Source organism: Marinobacter panjinensis (assembly GCF_005298175.1).
Taxonomy (GTDB): Bacteria; Pseudomonadota; Gammaproteobacteria; order Pseudomonadales; family Oleiphilaceae; genus Marinobacter; species Marinobacter panjinensis.
In genome coordinates this window covers 186,343-204,048 of record NZ_SZYH01000003.1, presented here as the reverse complement: position 1 = coordinate 204,048, position 17,706 = coordinate 186,343, and the positions used below count along the sequence as shown (strand labels likewise).

15 protein-coding genes and 5 tRNA genes are annotated in these 17,706 nt (G+C 55.7%); all 20 read left to right on the top strand.

Annotation, left to right across the window (positions count from 1 at the left end):
- Positions 1–345 precede the first annotated feature (345 nt).
- Complete coding sequence (locus FDP08_RS20215) at positions 346–1,545, top strand: hypothetical protein (RefSeq protein ID WP_137438085.1); 1,200 nt, start codon at positions 346–348, stop codon at positions 1,543–1,545.
- Positions 1,545–2,636, top strand: coding sequence for a hypothetical protein (locus tag FDP08_RS20210; protein ID WP_137438084.1), 1,092 nt, complete (start codon positions 1,545–1,547; stop codon positions 2,634–2,636). Before FDP08_RS20215 ends, FDP08_RS20210 begins: the two co-directional genes overlap by 1 nt.
- On the top strand, positions 2,633–3,181 hold the full coding sequence (locus tag FDP08_RS20205; protein ID WP_137438083.1) for a hypothetical protein: 549 nt from the start codon (positions 2,633–2,635) through the stop codon (positions 3,179–3,181). Before FDP08_RS20210 ends, FDP08_RS20205 begins: the two co-directional genes overlap by 4 nt.
- Before the next feature lie 64 nt (positions 3,182–3,245).
- Positions 3,246–5,591 (top strand): DUF6160 family protein, encoded by a 2,346-nt coding sequence (locus tag FDP08_RS20200; RefSeq protein WP_228263407.1) that lies wholly within the window; start codon positions 3,246–3,248, stop codon positions 5,589–5,591.
- 117 nt (positions 5,592–5,708) lie between these two features.
- Complete coding sequence (locus FDP08_RS20195; protein ID WP_137438081.1) at positions 5,709–6,677, top strand: biotin--[acetyl-CoA-carboxylase] ligase; 969 nt, start codon at positions 5,709–5,711, stop codon at positions 6,675–6,677.
- On the top strand, positions 6,674–7,411 hold the full coding sequence (locus FDP08_RS20190; protein ID WP_137438080.1) for a type III pantothenate kinase: 738 nt from the start codon (positions 6,674–6,676) through the stop codon (positions 7,409–7,411). Before FDP08_RS20195 ends, FDP08_RS20190 begins: the two co-directional genes overlap by 4 nt.
- Positions 7,408–8,160, top strand: a complete 753-nt coding sequence (locus FDP08_RS20185) for a hypothetical protein (RefSeq protein WP_228263406.1) — start codon at positions 7,408–7,410, stop codon at positions 8,158–8,160. The genes FDP08_RS20190 and FDP08_RS20185 overlap by 4 nt, the downstream gene beginning before the upstream one ends.
- 31 nt (positions 8,161–8,191) lie before the next feature.
- A tRNA-Thr gene (locus tag FDP08_RS20180) sits at positions 8,192–8,267 on the top strand.
- A 44-nt stretch (positions 8,268–8,311) separates the two neighbouring features.
- Positions 8,312–8,395 (top strand) — tRNA-Tyr (locus tag FDP08_RS20175).
- Between the two features lie 11 nt (positions 8,396–8,406).
- Positions 8,407–8,481, top strand: a tRNA-Gly gene (locus FDP08_RS20170).
- A 21-nt stretch (positions 8,482–8,502) separates the two neighbouring features.
- Positions 8,503–8,578: transfer RNA gene (locus tag FDP08_RS20165), tRNA-Thr, on the top strand.
- A gap of 50 nt (positions 8,579–8,628) precedes the next feature.
- The gene (tuf, locus tag FDP08_RS20160) at positions 8,629–9,825 is read left to right on the top strand and encodes an elongation factor Tu (RefSeq protein ID WP_137438079.1); all 1,197 of its coding nucleotides are present in this window, start codon (positions 8,629–8,631) and stop codon (positions 9,823–9,825) included.
- A 52-nt stretch (positions 9,826–9,877) separates the two neighbouring features.
- Positions 9,878–9,953 (top strand) — tRNA-Trp (locus tag FDP08_RS20155).
- Positions 9,954–9,986: 33 nt separating this feature from the next.
- Positions 9,987–10,355: a preprotein translocase subunit SecE gene (secE, locus tag FDP08_RS20150; RefSeq protein WP_027830870.1), complete on the top strand. Its 369-nt coding sequence runs from the start codon at positions 9,987–9,989 to the stop codon at positions 10,353–10,355.
- Between the two features lie 13 nt (positions 10,356–10,368).
- Positions 10,369–10,902: a transcription termination/antitermination protein NusG gene (nusG, locus tag FDP08_RS20145; RefSeq protein ID WP_137438078.1), complete on the top strand. Its 534-nt coding sequence runs from the start codon at positions 10,369–10,371 to the stop codon at positions 10,900–10,902.
- Positions 10,903–11,021: 119 nt separating this feature from the next.
- Complete coding sequence (gene rplK, locus FDP08_RS20140) at positions 11,022–11,453, top strand: 50S ribosomal protein L11 (RefSeq protein ID WP_027830872.1); 432 nt, start codon at positions 11,022–11,024, stop codon at positions 11,451–11,453.
- Between the two features lies 1 nt (position 11,454).
- Positions 11,455–12,153 carry a 50S ribosomal protein L1 gene (gene rplA, locus FDP08_RS20135; RefSeq protein ID WP_137438077.1) on the top strand — a complete coding sequence of 233 codons (699 nt, stop codon included), beginning with the start codon at positions 11,455–11,457 and terminating at the stop codon, positions 12,151–12,153.
- A gap of 225 nt (positions 12,154–12,378) precedes the next feature.
- Entirely contained in the window at positions 12,379–12,909 is a 531-nt protein-coding gene (gene rplJ / locus FDP08_RS20130) for a 50S ribosomal protein L10 (protein ID WP_027830874.1), read from the top strand.
- 39 nt (positions 12,910–12,948) lie between these two features.
- A complete protein-coding gene (gene rplL, locus FDP08_RS20125) occupies positions 12,949–13,323 on the top strand; it encodes a 50S ribosomal protein L7/L12 (RefSeq protein ID WP_137438076.1) in 375 nt (124 codons plus the stop codon).
- Between the two features lie 242 nt (positions 13,324–13,565).
- Positions 13,566–17,642, top strand: coding sequence for a DNA-directed RNA polymerase subunit beta (gene rpoB, locus FDP08_RS20120; RefSeq protein ID WP_137438075.1), 4,077 nt, complete (start codon positions 13,566–13,568; stop codon positions 17,640–17,642).
- The last annotated feature ends 64 nt before the right edge of the window (positions 17,643–17,706 follow it).

Below are 17,706 nucleotides of genomic sequence, written 5' to 3'. Positions count from 1 at the left end.
TCAGCAGTGAAACAGACCAGCGCCGATGGTAGTGTGGCTTCTGCCCATGTGAGAGTAGGTCATCGTCAGGCTCTTAATACTGAAAAACCCCCGCGGCTTCGCCGACGGGGGTTTTTTATTGCCTGAACAGACGTAAGGCAAAAACGAGCCCGACCTTCCAAATCTATGACACCGCTCACAGTGACATCGTGTAAAAAGCGTTAATATATGTACAAGAACTGGCCAAAAAATAAAACAAAGCCAGCGATAACAGCACTAGCCATCGCAATATAAGTGTTCAGAGACACTCATCCAGAAAAACAATAAACCGGCTTGAAAACAGGCGGTTAATGGTGAGATGTGTCTATGAAACGTGTTATTTGGCTTCCGTTAGCGGTGTTGTCGTTTACCCCTCCCGCCGTGGCAGACCTGCAGCCAATCTCCGACAGCGATATGTCAGAGGTGACTGGCCAGGCATTCATATCCGTTGATCGCCAATACCACCCGGACCAATCCGATACCACGTCGTATACCCGGGTTAATCTGGGCATGGAGATTGATCTACAGACCAATGTGGATGTCCTCGAGCTGGGCCGGTACGAACGGGATGGCGAGAAGGCAGGTACTTCCGATGTGTACATTGAGGATTTCGCCCTTGGATATATCAATAACCAGGCTTATTTTGATCGCAACCCGAAAGCCCCGCGTCAGCTTAAACCGGATGGTTCTGCCTATGGTGAAGGTGAAATCGTCCCGTTCAATATTGATAACCCTTTCCTGGAATTTGCCTTCGACGAAGATGCCCAGGAGATCGTGGGCTTTCGTCTGGGCTTCGGCGAGTCCATGGGCATCCTGTCCGGCAAGATCGAAACCCTCACCGGCAATGTTAATGTCGATATTGTTGATCGCGGCGAAGGCTTGAGTGAGGCAAGCTCCAGCGGCAACTTCTTTGATCAGGTGATTGTTCTGCTGACCCCGTTGCTTGAGGGCGGAAGCCCGCTCCAGACCAGGGCGGAACTGGTTTATGGCGAGGAGGGCGACCCCAATATTGGCGAACTGGATCCAATCAGGGCCGAGCATATAGGGATTCCCAATGGCGAACGCTTCGTGCTGGAAGATGCCGGTGGTTTTACTCGCTGGTCGGTGAAAAACCTTATTGGCTGGGGCTCCAGCTCCCGCATTGAAGTACCCGATTGCTCTTTTTTCAGCTGTGGCAGCGGAGATATCTATGTCTACGCTCAGGACTGCCTGGTGCTGGGTATCGACTCCTGTTTTGATCTGGATATCTACAACAGTTTCCCGATAGGTACTGTTGAGGAAGTTGGCGATGAGCGGAGGATTACGGGCCCTGCCGACGGGGCGTTTATCTCGTTTCAGACCAAGGATCTCGACTGGCTGAAGGACGTCAAGAACACCAATCCGACACCGGAGGATTTTGTCCGTGCTACGTCCGGCGCATTCTTCAACATTCCGAACGGTGCAACTGAAGTGAATCTGAATGAAGCGCTTTACGGCACCGACCGTTACCGGACTGAATATATTGACCGGGGCAGGGGGCTATTCTGATGTTATCGTCTCTGAAGCGGTGTTGTGCCGTTGCTAAAACACCACACGTACCCTGCGCCATTATCGTACTGGTCGCCCTCCTTGCACCAGCGATCGCAATTGCCGAACTTCAGGACCTCTCCGAGCAGGAACTGTCGGAAATTGACGGTGCTGGAATCGGTGTCGTGCTGGAAAATTTCAAATTTTCCCATGGCACGGATGCACCCGATGTCGATGGTAACCAGGCGCGGATCTTCAAGATAGGAGGTCTCAAGAGCACCGATGGTCGCGATGTCGAGATCGTGGTCAACCACCTCTATATCTCCGGAAACGGAAGTAACTACGGTCAGAACCTGAGCCCGGTGAACCTGGGGCGACTGGTAACCCCTTACCGGATTGATGTGGTGGACGGAAATACTATCGGCATCCGGGACAGGGCGGTGCTTGAATTCGCGGCCCCGGCATTGATGGATGCAGCCCAGGGCTACGATTGCATGAGCTCCGGCGCAGCGGCGGGTAGTGGCGTCTGTTCCAGTCGCCCGGCAACGGCGGATTTCGTGGGCGAACGCCCGGATATTGGCATGCAGATGAATGTTGCGGTGGGAGATGACCGCTCAGCCAACATCAACATCCACGCCAAGAGCGCAGTGATTGACGGCAGTTATCTTCGGCTATGGGGAGATGACGATCGTCAGCAGATGGTCGGTCAGTTTAAGCTCAATTTCCAGTCACCCGAACTGTCAATTAACGCCTGTTCCCAGGATGGCCTGTCCTGTGGTTCCCGTATCACCATGACCAATTTCGCCCTGGAACTGGCCATCGGCAACCAGTTGCAGCCGGTGTTTTTCGATGTGGATGGCACTGGCAACTTTGTGGTTGAAGTGGCGGCCATTGACCGGCCCGCTCCCGGGACGATTGGCGCCGATGGGCTGCGTGGCAGCAGTGATACAGACACCTGGGATTTCTACGAGGACTATTACACCAACCCTGACTACCGCAGTAACCTGCATATTGGCAACTTCTCCGTGGCCGACCGGGACTTCGGGTCGGCGCGGGTCGAGGGCATGCTGATTCAGCATCTGGATATCCGAACCAAGGATCTGGCGCCATGAATAAACAATACTGTCAGGCTGCATTTGTCGTGATAGCCATTTTCGGTGCAAAACAGGCTGCTGCCGAACTTGATCGCCTGGATGACCAGGACCTGGCCGAAGTCTCCGGTCAGGGCGGTATTTACCTGTCCGGCGACATCAGCATCAACGAAATGGGCGGGCCGATCGAGAACAGCTATTTCGGCCGCTGTGACAACCCGGACAAGAAGTGCGGTGCCAGGCTGGCCTATCGCCTGAAGGCAGACGGCGGCTGGATGGTACTGGATGAAATACGGGGCAATTTTGCCTTTGAAGGGCTGACGCTGAGAGTTCGCTCTATTGACTCCGGGTTCGGTGGTGATGGTGAGCTGTTCAATCGCGATGTGATGGAGATCGGTTTACCGGATATCGTCCGTTACAACGATGTCCGTTTCAAGATTGCTGGCAGCAATATGCCCCGGCCGACGGATCCGGGCTTCCGGCAAACGGACATTCTTGCGGTGGAAATGCAGGGTGAAGTCATCATGGAGGGAAACCTGCTGGTTTTCCCCACAGGTAATCCATAGGGAGAGGGATATGCCCGGTATTACAAAGCAGTCTTTCAGATCGGAGGTTAGCTGGCTCCTCATTATGACACTGTCAGCCCCCGTGATTGCCGACATGCAGAGCCTTGACGACGACGAACTGGCTGATATCAGTGGCCAGAGCGGTATAACCCTGGAGATGGAGCTGGGCATGACCGCAGATCGATTGTCGTACTTTGATGATGGTAACGGCATCTACCTGGAGGATTTTCGTGTCGGCTCCGCCAGCCGACCGGGGGAATCGGCTGCTCATGTTATCAGGGTGGATATTACGGAAGACGCTGCGCTCAATCTCAACTACCTGGTTGAAGACCGTCGCATCGAGTTCGGCGATATCCGCCTGGCTGGCGCACCGGGTATCGGGATGGGCGGCGTGTTCTTTGACCACAGCCTGCAGGGCAGTCTTCGCATCAGTCCGGGTGGGGCATACGGATCTTCAGGTTATACGTTCGACACGGCCTACACCATGACTGGTGCCCGCCTTGGCTATCGTACCAATGGCAACGAAGTCTTTCTCGACGATGTCACTCTGGATGTGGAGGCGTTTGGCATCACCCTGGATGTTGTTGGTAACACGCTGGAATTCAATGCGCCACGCATTACGGGTTCCTATGATGTGGGGGCAATCCGCTACAGCGGTAATCCTGTGAATCATGGCAACAGCTTTGATGTCGCCACCGGACAGGCACTGCCCAGCTACGGGGGGCTTAGCGGGACCTTTGACCTGTCCTCGAAAACGGGCATTACTGCCGGCGGTCGGGACGGGGAGGGTTTTCGCCTGGACAACCAGGCCACGATTAACAGCGCTTCTTTTATATATCACGACGACAGCAACATGCTTGCGTTCAGGGATATTACCGGCCATTACAACGTCAATGACCTGCGGATGGATGTCACCACGGACCGGTTCGGCCGTAATGCGCTGGGGCTAACGCTGGGGTCGCTGGACGGGGAGTTCAATATTGGCCGCATCGAGATGGGGGGAGGGGGCAAGAGCCTCGGCGAGGTCAATGTCAGTTTCATGCTGCGGGATCACACGTATAACGGTCGCAGCTATACCAATGCCGTATACGTGCAGGGCGGAGGGCATCCTGATGCCGGCCCGCAGGGGCTCAGGTTGTCCGCCGAATGGAGCCTGCAGTTGGCTGATCTGAGTTACACGGAGGACGGAAACCGGGTTATCTTCAGTGGCCTGCAGTCATGGGGGCAAGGTGATGTGACGGTGAATGTCACCCGGGATGGAGAAATAAATGGCACTCATTTCTATGATGGTCTCAGGATTGGATTTGAGGATGTAAACGCCGGTTACCGTATCAATGGCTTGCGGGTAGGCGGTGACGACGCACCGCTGCAGGGTGGTACCGAGCTGCTTCTGGCGCTGGGCTTTTACCCCGCCTATGAATTCGAAATGGATGGCCAGGTGACGCTGGGTGCCGGTGGCGCCAGTGGTGAAGGCCTGACCATCAACTCGGATATCCACATACGTAACGGTCAGGCCGCCATCATTGCCGCGCCTTATGACGAAGGTGAGGGAGAAATTTCCCAGAAAGGCCTGTGGATCAGCGATCTAAGCTATGACTCTCATGTCCGCGACATGACCATAGATGTCACCGATGAAGGTCTGGACATCATCAAGGGCGAAGCCTGGAGCATGATGGATGTGGGTAACCTCCGCGTTGGCGACAAGGCCACGGGGGCAAGTTTCGGCCGCTTTGTCCTGCAGAAGTACGAAACCGGAAGCAGTATGACTATTGTGCCTGGTGGCGCTGGTGATGTCTGTGCCGGAGGCTCCGGTTCTACCCCGGCGGATTGCACCGCCTCGGGCGGCCTCTGGGAAGCCCGGGGGGAAGAAGGGATCACCATCCGGCTGAAACAGATATTTGCCAGGGCCGTGAGTGACACCCGCAAGAACGCCTTTACCTGGGAAACCAATCGCCAGACTGATTCCAGCGGGAGCCCGATCAACAACACCGGCACCAGGCTGGTGCTCAATGATATCCATACCAGCGATGGTGGCGACTTCGACGGCGATGGTGTAGACGACAATGCCTTCGGTATGCGCACGGATCTTTCCGTGGACGTTTACCAGACGAAAGTGGTCAAAAAGACGGATGGTGCGGACGCTCTGGGGGTAACCGGCGCGAGGGGAGACGAAAAGATCATGGATGCTGCGGCCGCGGCCGGATATCGCTACGTCTCGTCTCCCACTGCAACAGAACTGGAAAACCGGCCGCTGGGATTTGCAGTTCAGGCCAGAAGCCGGTTCAAGGAGCTCTCCATTAATAACATTGACCTGGTACACCCAACCGGCGGACCCCAAACCGCTGTGTACGGTGTAAAAATGCAGAACTTCGATATCGAGGCCAACCTGACGGCAACCCCAATACCCTGAGTGCCAGTGGGACAATCTTCAGAAATTGCGATACCGCTTTGGTCCCGTCCTTTGTCTTTTGGTTCTACGTGTTGTTTAATCCCGCCCTGATCCTTTCAATCAAGCGGGCATGCCTTCATGAAATCCAGAGCACTCCTCGGCCTCCTGGCAGACGGGCAGGTTCATTCCGGTGAGTCACTTGCCGCCAGTCTTGGCATCAGCCGCACGGCGATCTGGAAGCAGATCCGTCGCGCCATGGACGAAGGTATCCGAATAGAAACTATCCGCGGCAAAGGCTATCGTCTGCTGACGGATATGGACCTGCTCGATCAGAGCCATATCCTGCAAGGTCTTGGCGTGCCACATCGTTCTGCCATTGAGCTGATGGTTCTGGACGAGGTGGACTCGACCAATGCCGAAATCGTGCGCCGGCGCCAGGACCCCTCCACCGGCCGCATTCCCGTTTGTATTGCGGATTGTCAGACCGCCGGCCGTGGCAGGCGTGGCCGGCCATGGCAAAGCCCCCGGGGTCAGAACCTCTACCTTAGCCTGGGGCTTACCTTTCGGGGCAGCTTTGCCATGCTCGACGGGTTGAGCCTGGTGTTGGGTGTCGCTGTGGCTGAAGCGCTCGAGCATCAGGGAGTGGCTGGTGTGGGGCTGAAATGGCCCAATGACATTTTCGTTGGAGGCAGCAAGCTCTCCGGTATCCTGGTTGAACTTCAGGGAGAGCTCGAGGAGGGTGTCGTGAAGGTGGTGGCCGGTATTGGCATGAATGTACACATGACTGACGCTGTAGATGTCGACCAGGCTTGGAGCAGCCTGGCCCGGGCTATGCCTGAACACCGCTGGTGCCGGAACGAACTTGCGGCATCGGTCATCAATTCGGTTCTGGGAGCCGTGGATGAGTTTGCGGAGCGAGGCTTCGGCGGGTTCCGGGAGCGCTGGCAGAGCCGTGACATCTTCGCCGGAAAGCCACTGGTGGCCACCCAGGGTGAGCTTTCCGGAATCGGCCGCGGTATAGACGACTCCGGCAACTACCTGATCGCCGAGGGTAAAGAGCTGGTAAAGGTTCGTGCCGGTGAGATAAGCCTGCGGGTGCAGTCATGAAGCTGCTGATAGATGCCGGGAACACCCGTATAAAATGGCAGCTGCGCGCTCGCGGAGATGTGCTGGAAAAGGGTTTTGCAAGTCTGGACGAGGACGTGGGCTTTAAGGATTGGGCACCCTGGGCTGACGCTATTGAGCGTATTGCCATATCGACCGTAATTTCGGAAGACCGACGTCAGCACCTGCAGGCCAGGCTTGAAGCTGCATGCAAAGCACCCGTTATCTTTCACTGGGCGGAAAACCGTCGCGGAAAGCTGATTAATGCCTATAGCGATGCAACCAGAATGGGCGCCGACCGCTGGCATGCCATGTGCGGCGGCTGGCAGGCGACAGGTGACGGTAGTTTTGCGGTTGTAGACGCAGGCAGCGCCATTACTGTTGATTATGTCGCCAGGTCCGGCGCTCACCTGGGCGGATATATCTTGCCGGGCAAGCAGATGATGCTGCGCTCGCTCAAGCAGGACGCTGCCAGGATAGGGTTCGACAGTCTGGATGCGGAGCAGGGCAGTCCTGGCGTTTCCACGACCGAGTGCGTCCAGCATGGCTTGGCGTGGCTCCGGGAAGGAATGGTCGCGCGATTACATAAGGATGTCAGCCATTTCGGGCTGGATCGGGTTCTGGTTACCGGTGGTGATGCTTCGGGCCTGATCGGCGCGGGGCTCTCCGCTATTCATGATCCCTATCTGGTATTGAACGGGCTTGCAGCCGTTGACGGGGGGTGGGAGCCGGAATGAAGTGGCTTGCCTTTGTTCTGTTATTGGTCAACCTTGCGCTCTGGTTCTACGGGGATAGTTTCGTTCCGGGTCGAGTCGCCATGGTATTGGAACAACAGAGCCTGCCCCGGGTCGCTGACCTGAAGGCTGATGCTTCCGGGGATCTGGAGGAACAGTCGCTTGAGCAGCCGTTATCATCGCAATCGCGGTTAGGTGAAATTCATCCCGTTAACCCCGTTGACCCCGTTGAGCCTTTGGTGGTGGCGAGCGAGCCTGTGCCGCAGACCTATTGCATTCGTCTGGGCTGGTTCGAGTCCGCTGAGGCAGCACGCGCCGCCTACCTGTCTCTCGGCAGCCCCGGCCTGGCCCACGAAGTCCGGCAGGAAGAGCGGGAATTGTCGCCGTTACACTGGGTTATCATTCCCCCGCAGCCGGACGACAGGGCGCTGGCATTGTTCAGTGATCTTCAGCGCCGGGGCATTGATTCCTACCTTGTCAGGCGGGGAGAAAACAAAAACGCCATATCGCTGGGCCTGTTCGAGTCCAGGCAGGCGGCTGAAATGGTCCTGGAAGAAAAAAAACGTCAGAATCTCAATGCAATACTGGCCAACTTCCCCCGAAATCAGATAAGCTACGCGCTCGTTTTTGAGGACGAACTGATGCCGGATTCCGGCGCGGTCAAGGCGGCAGAATCGGATTATGCAAACAATTTCGACCTCGTCGAAATCAGGCGCTGCGAAGGTGTTGCAACAGACCCTGAAAATCCGTAGTATACCGCCCTCGCTGAAGAGGCGAATGTGAGCTGGCGTAGCTCAGTTGGTAGAGCAGCTGACTTGTAATCAGCAGGTCGGGGGTTCGATTCCGTCCGCCAGCTCCACTTTTTTTAGTTTTAATCAGGTTCGCCGTTGGCGAGACTGACTCGGAGGGGTTCCCGAGTGGCCAAAGGGATCAGACTGTAAATCTGACGCGAAAGCTTCGCAGGTTCGAATCCTGCCCCCTCCACCACTTAATTGCTCGCGGGCATCGTATAGTGGCTATTACCTCAGCCTTCCAAGCTGATGACGCGGGTTCGATTCCCGCTGCCCGCTCCAATTTGTAGTTGTGTTGAAAGCGCTCATGTAGCTCAGTCGGTAGAGCACATCCTTGGTAAGGATGAGGTCACCGGTTCAATTCCGGTCATGAGCTCCATTATTTGTCCGGTCAACGTCACGGTCTGGTTGATTAGGGAGATAGGTCGAATGTCTAAAGCAAAGTTTGAGCGTAATAAGCCACACGTAAACGTGGGTACCATTGGTCACGTAGACCATGGCAAGACCACGCTGACAGCCGCGCTGACTCGTGTATGTCACGAAGTGTGGGGTACTGGTAGTGCAAGTGCATTCGATTCTATCGATAACGCGCCGGAAGAGAAGGCTCGTGGTATTACTATCGCGACTTCACACGTTGAATATGATTCACCGGCACGTCACTACGCCCACGTAGACTGCCCGGGCCACGCTGACTATGTGAAGAACATGATCACCGGTGCGGCGCAGATGGACGGTGCTATTCTGGTGTGTTCCGCAGCTGACGGCCCCATGCCGCAGACTCGCGAGCACATCCTGCTGTCCCGCCAGGTAGGCGTACCTTTCATCGTTGTGTTCCTGAACAAGGCGGACATGGTCGATGACGAGGAGCTGCTGGAGCTGGTCGAGATGGAAGTTCGCGAGCTGCTGAGCGCTTACGACTTCCCGGGCGACGACACGCCGATCGTGACCGGTTCCGCGCTGATGGCGCTGGAAGGCAAAGACGATAACGAAATGGGTACTACCGCTGTCAAGAAGCTGGTAGAAGCCCTGGACGAGTACATCCCGGATCCGGAGCGTGCGATTGATCAGCCGTTCCTGATGCCGATCGAGGACGTTTTCTCTATCTCCGGTCGTGGTACGGTTGTGACCGGTCGTGTCGAGCGTGGCGTTATCAAGGTTGGTGAAGAGATCGAGATTGTTGGTATCAAGGATACCGTCAAGACCGTTTGTACCGGCGTTGAGATGTTCCGTAAGCTGCTGGACGAGGGTCGTGCTGGTGAGAACGTGGGCGTACTGCTGCGTGGTACCAAGCGTGACGACGTTGAGCGTGGTCAGGTTCTGTGTAAGCCGGGCACCATCAAGCCGCACACCAAGTTTGAATGCGAAGTGTACGTGCTGAGCAAGGAAGAAGGTGGTCGTCATACGCCGTTCTTCAAGGGCTATCGTCCGCAGTTCTACTTCCGTACCACCGACGTCACAGGTTCCTGTGAGCTGCCGGAAGGTGTGGAGATGGTAATGCCGGGTGACAACGTCAAGATGAGTGTTACCCTGATCAACCCGATCGCCATGGAAGATGGCCTGCGCTTCGCGATTCGCGAAGGCGGCCGTACCGTTGGTGCCGGTGTGGTCTCAAAGATCATCGAGTAATTGCTCTTTTTGAGTAAGAACTTGAAGTAAGTGCGCTGAGTTGTTTCGGTGCAGGCCAGTAGCTCAATTGGCAGAGCAGCGGTCTCCAAAACCGCAGGTTGGGGGTTCGATTCCCTCCTGGCCTGCCATTTTTTAACATCCGGATACATAAGCTGATTCCTATGGAGTCAAAAGCAGATCGTTCGACCAGTGGCTTCGATGCAGTAAAGTGGCTGGTTGTGTTTGTTCTGATTGCCATCGGTGTCGTTGGTAATCAGTATTTTAGTGCCGAGTCACTGCTGTATCGGGTGCTGGCTCTCGTAGCTCTTGCTCTGGTCGCTGCTTTTGTAGCGCTCCAAACCGAGCGTGGTCGGCGTTTTGCGACCCTGCTCAAGGAAGCCAGGGTTGAAATCCGGAAGGTCGTATGGCCCACCAGGCCGGAGCTGATCCAGACTACAGCCATTGTTGTTGTGTTTGTGTTGGTTGTGGCGTTGATGCTGTGGGGTATGGATTCGTTGATCAGTTGGCTGGTCTCCGGAGTTATCGGGTAATCAGGAGTGTGCAATGGCTAAGCGCTGGTACGTCGTTCATGCGTATTCCGGCTTTGAGAAGCACGTGATGCGCACTCTTATGGAGCGTATTGCTCTCGAAGGCATGGAAGACAGGTTCGGCGAGATTCTTGTGCCGACGGAAGAAGTCGTCGAGATGCGTGACGGGAAAAAGCGCAAGAGTGAGCGCAAGTTTTATCCCGGATACGTTCTGGTGCAGATGGAAATGGATGACGCCACCTGGCACCTGGTGAAGAATACGCCCAGGGTTCTTGGTTTCATTGGCGGCACCAAGGACAAGCCGGCGCCGATTACAGAAAAAGAGGCCGAGGCGATTCTCCGTCGTGTTGAGAGTGGAGTGGATCAGCCCAAGCCCAAGACTCTGTTTGAGCCCGGTGAGATTGTTCGCGTCACTGAAGGTCCGTTCGCAGACTTCAATGGCGTTGTTGAAGAAGTTGACTACGACAAGAGTCGGGTCAAGGTTGCTGTGTTGATTTTCGGTCGTTCAACTCCGGTAGAGCTGGAGTTCGGGCAGGTCGAAAAAGACTGATTGGCAGCCTTACATGCTGAAAGCTCGCGCGCTATGGCGACGCGGGCTTTTTGTGTCTGCTACTGGCAGTTGTAAAAACAGGGGAGCCGAAAGGCGTTCGCACCCACAGGAGAAAGATCATGGCTAAGAAGATTGACGCGTATATCAAGCTTCAGGTTGCTGCCGGCAAGGCCAACCCGAGCCCCCCCGTTGGTCCTGCACTGGGTCAGCGCGGCGTAAACATCATGGAGTTCTGTAAGGCGTTCAACGCCCAGACTCAGGATATGGAGCCGGGCCTGCCGATTCCTACGGTTATTACCGTATACAGTGATCGCAGCTTTACCTTTATCACCAAAACTCCGCCTGCACCGGTGCTGCTCAAGAAAGCAGCCGGCATCAAGAGTGGTTCTGGTCGTCCGAACACCGACAAAGTCGGCACGGTTACCCGTGACCAGCTGGAAGAAATCGCCAGAACCAAGGAGCCGGATCTGACTGCAGCTGATATGGATGCTGCGGTACGTACCATTGCCGGAACCGCCCGTAGCATGGGCCTGAACGTGGAGGGCCTGTAACATGGCAAAGCTTAGCAAGCGTCAGAAACTGATTCGTGAAAAAGTGGATTCCGCCCGCGCCTATTCGGTCGACGAGGCAGTATCACTGCTGGTTGAACTGGGCGAGACCGTCAAGTTCAAGGAATCTGTAGACGTCGCCGTCAACCTCGGCGTGGATGCCCGTAAATCGGACCAGGTGGTGCGTAGCAGCACGGTTCTGCCTCACGGTACTGGTAAAACGGTTCGTGTAGCAGTCTTCACCCAGGGTGCCAACGCTGAGAAGGCGACTGCAGCCGGTGCCGACATCGTCGGTATGGACGATCTGGCGGAAGAAGTTAAAAAAGGCAACATGGATTTCGACGTGGTTATCGCCACTCCGGACGCCATGCGTGTTGTTGGTCAGCTGGGCCAGATCCTTGGTCCCCGCGGCCTGATGCCGAACCCGAAAGTCGGCACTGTTACCCCGGACGTTGAGACCGCCGTAAAGAACGCCAAGGCAGGTCAGGTTCGTTACCGTACAGACAAGAACGGTATCATCCATGCTCCGATGGGTAACGTGGAATTCTCTGCGCAGAACATCAAGGAAAATATTGAAGCTCTGATCGCAGACCTGAAAAAGGCCAAGCCCTCATCCTCGAAAGGTGTTTACCTCAAGAAGGTAACCCTGTCGTCGACGATGGGTCCTGGTCTGACTATCGACCAGAGTGCTCTGAACGTCTGAGCATCTGGCGGTAGTTACTTTGTAGTCTGGGCGGAAGCCAAGGCTGTCAAAGACCGCAGGCCCCTGAAGCACTCTTTCTTCTGAGAGAGCGACTATACGGGTTAAAGCAACGCCTGCGCAGACGGTGTGAAGACGTTCTCTCTGAACCCAAACACCGTTGGGAGCCCCGCGAGGGGTATATGTGGGTTTGCCGGGATATCCCCGGCGAAATCGAGGAGAAATCCAGTGGCAATTAGACTCGAAGACAAGAAAGCGATCGTCGCTGAAGTCAACGAGACTGCCGGTGGTGCTCTGTCTGTTGTTATGGCTGACTACCGTGGTGTCACTTCCGGTGACATGACGGCTCTGCGAGCGAAAGCGCGTGCCGAGAACGTTCTTCTGAAGGTTGTTCGTAACAACCTGGCGAAGATCGCGATCCGCGGTACCGAGTTCGAGTGCATTGATGAGGCATTGGTCGGCCCGACAATTCTGGCGTTCTCAATGGAAGATCCGGGTGCGGCTGCACGCCTGCTGAAGGATTTTGCCAAAGAGAAAGAGGCATTCGAGATCAAGGGCCTGGCCGTCGGCGGTGAGCTGATGGGCGCAGACCAGATCGATCGCCTTGCCAAGCTGCCGACACGCCACGAGGCGTTGACGATGCTGGCCGCAGTAACACAGGCACCAATCACCAAGCTGGCGCGGACACTGAACGAAGTACCAACCAAAGTGACCCGTGCTGTAGCGGCAGTTCGAGACCAGAAGCAAGAAGCTGCTTGATTCTGTTGAACACCATTTTTATATTTTTGGGAGAAAGTCATGGCTCTGTCTAACGAAGACATTTTGAACGCAATTGCTGAAATGAGCGTAATGGACGTTGTTGCGCTGGTTGAAGCAATGGAAGAGAAATTCGGTGTATCTGCGGCTGCCGCCGTAGCTGCTGCTCCTGCGGCTGCTGCTGCCGGTGAAGCTGTTGAAGAGCAGACCGAATTTGACGTTGTTCTTACCGGTCCTGGTGAGAAGAAAGTAAACGTAATCAAGGCCGTTCGTGAACTGACTGGCCTGGGTCTGAAAGAAGCCAAGGAAATGGTCGACAGCGCTCCTTCCGTTATCAAGGAAGCGGCTAGCAAAGACGACGCTGACGCAGCCAAGAAGAAGCTTGAGGAAGCAGGCGCTTCTGTTGAGCTTAAGTAAGAGTTGGCTGTTGATCGAAACCGTGCGTTAAGCATGGACAGGCTGGTGGCCGTGTGCCACCGGCCTTTTTCTGTTGTATACGCTATAGACTCTGAACGCCGATCTTGTGGTGCTGTCAGAATCTATAACCTACAGCGAGAGTCTTGTTCAAGACGGCGCAGTAAGCCGAGCAAATCGGCCCCGAAGCATGAAAATGGTTGCTTCTTGATACCAGGTATCAGGTCTAAAGCTGGGGAATGCAGATGACTTACTCCTATACAGAGAAAAAGCGGATTCGCAAAGATTTTAGTAAATTGCCGTCCGTGATGGATGTCCCCTATCTGCTGTCTATACAGCTGGATTCGTTCCGGGACTTCCTCCAAAGTGAAGCCGCACCCGAAAATCGTCGGGAAACCGGTCTCCACGCAGCATTCAAATCCGTATTCCCGATTGTCAGTTATTCTGGCAACGCCGCACTCGAATACGTGAGTTACCGCATCGGCGAGCCGGTATTTGACGTCAAGGAATGCCAGCTTAGGGGCGTAACCTACGCAGCACCGCTGCGGGTTAAAGTAAGACTTATCATTTATGATAAGGAATCGTCCAACAAGGCGATCAAGGATATCAAAGAGCAGGAAGTCTACATGGGCGAAATGCCCCTGATGACCGAGAACGGTACCTTCGTTATCAACGGTACCGAGCGGGTTATCGTTTCCCAGCTCCACCGTTCACCGGGTGTGTTCTTCGATCATGACAAGGGCAAAACCCACTCGTCAGGCAAGCTGCTGTATTCGGCGCGGGTCATTCCTTACCGTGGTTCCTGGCTGGACTTCGAGTTCGATGCCAAGGACTCGGTGTTCGTCCGTATTGACCGTCGCCGGAAGCTGCCTGCGTCTATTCTCCTGCGCGCTCTGGGGTATAACTCCGAGCAAATGCTGGAGATGTTCTTCGATACCAGTAAATTCAGTATCGGCCCCGAAGTCTGCAAGCTGGAGCTGGTTCCCAGCCGCCTGCGCGGTGATATCGCAACGTTCGATATCAAGGACAAGAAAGGCGCGGTCATTGTCGAGGAAGGCCGCCGGATTACCGCTCGTCACATCAAACAGCTTGAAAAGGCTGGCCTGACCGAGCTGGAAGTTCCGACGGAGTATCTCTACGGCCGTGTATTGTCGAAGGACATGGTTGATACCAAGTCCGGAGAGATTCTGGTTGAGTGTAATACTGAACTGACGGAAGAAATTGTCACCAAAATCCTGGATTCCGGTGTTACAGACATTGAAACCCTGTACACCAACGATCTGGATTGTGGTCCGTTCATGTCGGACACGCTGCGCATCGACCCGACCCGCACGCCGCTTGAGGCGCTGGTCGAGATCTATCGCATGATGCGCCCGGGCGAGCCGCCCACCAAGGAATCGGCAGAGAACCTGTTCAATAACCTGTTCTTCTCGGAAGAGCGGTATGACCTGTCCTCCGTTGGTCGGATGAAGCTGAACCGTCGTCTGCGCCGTGAAGAAAGCACCGGTGAGGGCACGCTGACCCACGACGACATCATCGACGTCCTCAAGACGCTGATTGATATTCGTAATGGCCAGGGCAATGTCGATGACATCGATAACCTGGGTAACCGTCGCGTTCGTTGTGTAGGCGAAATGGCGGAAAACCAGTTCCGTGTTGGTCTGGTGCGTGTTGAGCGCGCAGTCCGTGAGCGTCTGAGCCTGGCGGAGAGCGAAGGCCTGATGCCTCAGGACCTGATCAACGCCAAGCCGGTTGCGGCGGCGGTGAAAGAGTTCTTTGGCTCCAGCCAGTTGTCCCAGTTCATGGATCAGAACAATCCGTTGTCGGAAGTGACTCACAAGCGCCGTATTTCGGCTCTTGGTCCTGGCGGTCTGACCCGCGAGCGTGCCGGTTTCGAGGTTCGTGACGTACACCCGACCCATTACGGGCGTGTGTGTCCTATCGAGACACCGGAAGGCCCGAACATCGGTCTGATCAACTCGCTGGCTACCTACGCCCGCTCCAACTCCTACGGTTTCCTTGAGAGCCCGTACCGGAAGGTTGTGGACGGTCTGGTTACCGATGAGGTGGTTTATCTCTCTGCCATTGAAGAGAGCAACTTCATCATCGCCCAGGCCAGTGCGGCAATGGACGAGAACAAGCGTCTGTCTGATGAGCTGGTAACCGTTCGTCACCAGAACGAGTTTACCGTTACGCCGCCGGAGAACGTCAATTTCATGGACGTGTCTCCGCGCCAGGTGGTTTCGGTGGCCGCGTCATTGATTCCGTTCCTTGAGCACGATGACGCCAACCGCGCATTGATGGGTTCCAACATGCAGCGCCAGGCTGTTCCGACCCTGCGTTCAGAGGTGCCTCTGGTAGGTACCGGTGTTGAGCGTACCGTGGCCCAGGACTCCGGTGTTTGTGTGACGGCCCGTCGTGGCGGTGTGATTGAAAGCGTCGACGCGGCACGCATCGTGGTGCGAGTCAACGACGACGAGACCGAAGCCGGTGATGCTGGTGTGGATATCTATAACCTCACCAAGTACACCCGCTCAAACCAGAACACCTGTATCAATCAGCGCTCCATCGTCAATCAGGGCGACGAAATTGCCCGTGGCGACGTGCTGGCTGATGGTCCTTCTGTGGATCTGGGTGAGCTGGCGCTGGGGCAGAATATGCGTATCGCGTTCATGCCCTGGAACGGTTACAACTTTGAGGACTCCATCCTTATTTCCGAGAAAGTGGTCCAGGAAGATCGCCTGACCACCATCCACATTCAGGAACTGACCTGTGTGGCCCGGGATACCAAACTGGGTAGCGAAGAAATCACTGCGGATATTCCGAACGTTGGTGAAAGCGCGCTGTCCAAGCTGGACGAGTCCGGTATTGTCTATATTGGCGCAGAAGTGGGCGCAGGTGACATTCTGGTAGGCAAGGTGACGCCGAAAGGTGAAACCCAGCTGACGCCAGAGGAGAAGCTTCTGAGGGCCATCTTCGGTGAGAAGGCATCGGACGTTAAGGATACGTCCTCACGTGTACCTACCGGTACCCGTGGCACGGTTATTGACGTTCAGGTCTTTACCCGTGACGGCATCGAAAAGGACACGCGTGCCCAGGCCATCGAGAAGGAGCAGCTGGACGAGTACCGCAAGGACCTGAAAGACGAGTACCGTATTGTTGAAGGTGCCACCTTCGAGCGGCTGACCAATGCCCTGAAAGGGCAGGAAGTCATCAGCGGCCCGGGCCTCAAGAAAGGCGCCAAGCTTGACGAGTCATACCTGGCAGAGCTGCCGCGTGACGACTGGTTCAAGCTGCGGATGAAAGACGAGGCTTTGAACGAGCTGCTGGAGAAATCCGAGCAGGGCCTGGAAGATCGCAAGAAGGATCACGAAGCGCGCTTTGATGACAAGAAAGGCAAGCTTCAGCAAGGCGATGATCTTGCTCCGGGTGTTCTCAAGATCGTCAAGGTGTACCTCGCGATCAAGCGTCGGATTCAGCCGGGTGACAAGATGGCCGGCCGTCATGGTAACAAAGGTGTTATCTCTGCGGTCATGCCGATCGAGGACATGCCTTACGACGAGTACGGCAATACTGTTGATATCGTGCTGAACCCCCTGGGTGTTCCGTCGCGTATGAACGTGGGTCAGGTTCTTGAGACTCACCTGGGTGCCGCCGCCAAGGGGCTGGGTGAGCGCATCAGCCGGATGCTGGATGAGCAGCGCAAGATTGCTGAACTCCGCAGCCTGCTGGACGAGATCTACAACCACTCGGACGAGGTCACACAGGTTGACCTGGATTCGCTGAGCGACAAGGAGATCCTGGCGCTGGCCAACAACCTGCGCACGGGTGTTCCCATGGCAACGCCGGTATTCGACGGTGCCAAGGAAGCGGAGGTCAAGCGGATGCTTGAGCTGGCAGGTCTTAGTACCACTGGCCAGACTGTGCTGTATGACGGCCGTACCGGCGACGAGTTTGACCGTCCGGTAACGGTTGGCTACATGTATATCCTCAAGCTGAACCACCTGATCGACGACAAGATGCACGCTCGTTCCACCGGTTCGTACAGCCTGGTTACCCAGCAGCCGCTGGGTGGTAAGGCGCAGTTCGGTGGTCAGCGCTTCGGTGAGATGGAAGTGTGGGCCCTCGAGGCTTACGGTGCGGCGTATACGCTGCAGGAAATGCTTACCGTGAAGTCTGATGATGTGAATGGTCGGACCAAGATGTACAAGAACATTGTCGATGGCGATCATCGTATGGAGCCGGGCATGCCCGAGTCCTTTAATGTTCTGGTCAAGGAAATCCGCTCGCTGGGTATCGACATCGAGCTGGAATCCGACTGAGCCGAATTGTTTTTGGCAGCGTGAGCGGGTACCGGTCGGTACCCGCCCGAGAATAACGCCATCC